This window comes from Streptomyces sp. SID5910 (assembly GCF_009862125.1).
Taxonomy (GTDB): Bacteria; Actinomycetota; Actinomycetes; order Streptomycetales; family Streptomycetaceae; genus Streptomyces.
Window position 1 is genome coordinate 1 of the sequence record NZ_WWHX01000014.1, and the last position, 1741, is coordinate 1741.

Below are 1741 nucleotides of genomic sequence, written 5' to 3' on the forward strand. Positions count from 1 at the left end.
TACACTGGAGCACGGGCCCCCGGCCCCTGGTGCAGTGCCGCTGTCAACGAGTGAGGAGCAGAGCATGACGTCGCAGGCCGCGGACCGACCGGAGCCGGTCGGAGCCTCGCGCCGCTCCAAGCTCACGCCCGAGCGTGAGCAGGAGTTCTTCGACGCCGTGCTCGAACAGATCCGTGAGTGCGGCTACGACGCCGTGACCATGGAGGGCATCGCCGCCAGCACCCGGTGCAGCAAGTCCACGCTCTACCGGCAGTGGAAGACGAAGCCGCAGTTCGTGGCGGCGGCCCTGCGCTCCAGCCGCCGGGTGCGCTTCGCCGGCATCGACACCGGGTCGCTCGCGGAGGACCTGCGCCACGCGGCCCGGACCGCGGGCCAGTGGTCCGGCAAGGACACGCTGCTCCAGGCGCTCGGCCACGCGGTCATGCAGGACCCGGAGCTCCAGCGCGCGCTGCGCGAGGCGCTGGTCGAGCCGGAGATCGCCGCGCTGCGGGAGATCCTGCGGCGAGGGGTCGAACGGGGCGAGGTCCCCGCCGGCCACCCGGCGCTGGAGTTCGTGCCCGCGCAGATGTTCGGCGCGCTGCGGATGCGCCCGGTCGTCGAGGGCGAGTACGCCGACGCGGAGTACCTGGTGCGGTTCGTGGAGGCCGTCGTGCTGCCGGCCCTCGGCCTGCCCTGAGACTCAGGTCGCCGTCCACGGGATGACTGGACGGTGGCCTGCCCGCGCCGCACCGTGGGGACGGGGGCGGCGCGCACCCCCGGCCGGGTGGGACGCCCTTTGAGCGGAAGGGCGCCCCACCCGGCCGACCGATGTTCCGGGGCCGGTCAGACGTCCTGTCCGCTGCCCCCGCCGGAGGACACCTTGATGTCCTTGGTGATGTCGTCGATGACCGTCTGCGGGCCGTCCGTGTCGACACCGAAGCGGACGACGACGATGCGCTTCGCGTCGGCCGGCGACGGGAAGGCCAGCGACTCCACGTAGCCGTCGGCGCCCTTGCTGGTGACCGCCTTCCAGCGGACCAGGTAGCCCTTCTGTCCGGCGACCGTCACCGCCTTGGAGGCCAGCTCCTGGTGCGAGGTGATCCCGCCGTAGGACTTGCCGCCGTACGACTCCTCCGCGTTCGCCTCGATGTCGGCCTTCGCGACCTGCTCGGCCGTGGTGCCCTCGGTGCCGAGGACCATCGCGGGGGCCGAGTAGGCGCCGCCCTTGGTGCAGCTCGCCGAGGCGTCGCCCGGGCACTTGTAGGAGTCGTCGGAGGTCACCGCGGCACCGACCGACAGCTGCTGCCCCGACCAGCCGTCCGGGATGGGCAGGCTGATCCCGCTGACCGGGTCCGGCACCGACCCGCTGTCGATCGTGGGCGGCTGCGAACCGTCCTCCGGGGAGTCCGGCGCGGGCGACCGGCCGTCCCCGCCGTCGCCCGGACCGCCGAAGGGGTCGTTCCCGTCGGAGCCGGGCCCCTCCTGCTGCCGGGACCCCGCGCTGCTGCCGGACGAGCCGTCGTCGGTCAGCAGGTACACACCGGCGCCGATACCGGCGAGGACGGCCACGGCCGCCGCGACGGCTATGCCGGTGCGCAGTCCCCGCCGCCGGCCGGGCGGCGGCTGGACCGGATACCCCGCATAGCCCGGGTGCACCGGATACGGCCCGGGCGCACCGCCGTACGGCCCGGACACGGAAGCCGGCTGCCCCGGCGCGTGGGCCGGGGGGCCGGGCGCGTGGGCCGGCTGCCCGGGCACGGCG

General features: G+C 74.6%; 2 protein-coding genes. One reads left to right on the forward strand and one right to left on the reverse strand.

The genetic code is table 11. The features are described from left to right. Window positions 1-64: 64 nt before the first annotated feature. A complete protein-coding gene (locus GTW67_RS00635; RefSeq protein WP_161162821.1) occupies window positions 65-676 on the forward strand; it encodes a TetR/AcrR family transcriptional regulator in 612 nt (203 codons plus the stop codon). Window positions 677-822: 146 nt separating this feature from the next. On the opposite strand, the gene GTW67_RS00640 is transcribed toward GTW67_RS00635, so the two are convergent. Continuing rightward, window positions 823-1741 (reverse strand): hypothetical protein (locus GTW67_RS00640; RefSeq protein ID WP_237518587.1); only part of this gene is annotated, 919 nt, incomplete at its 5' end.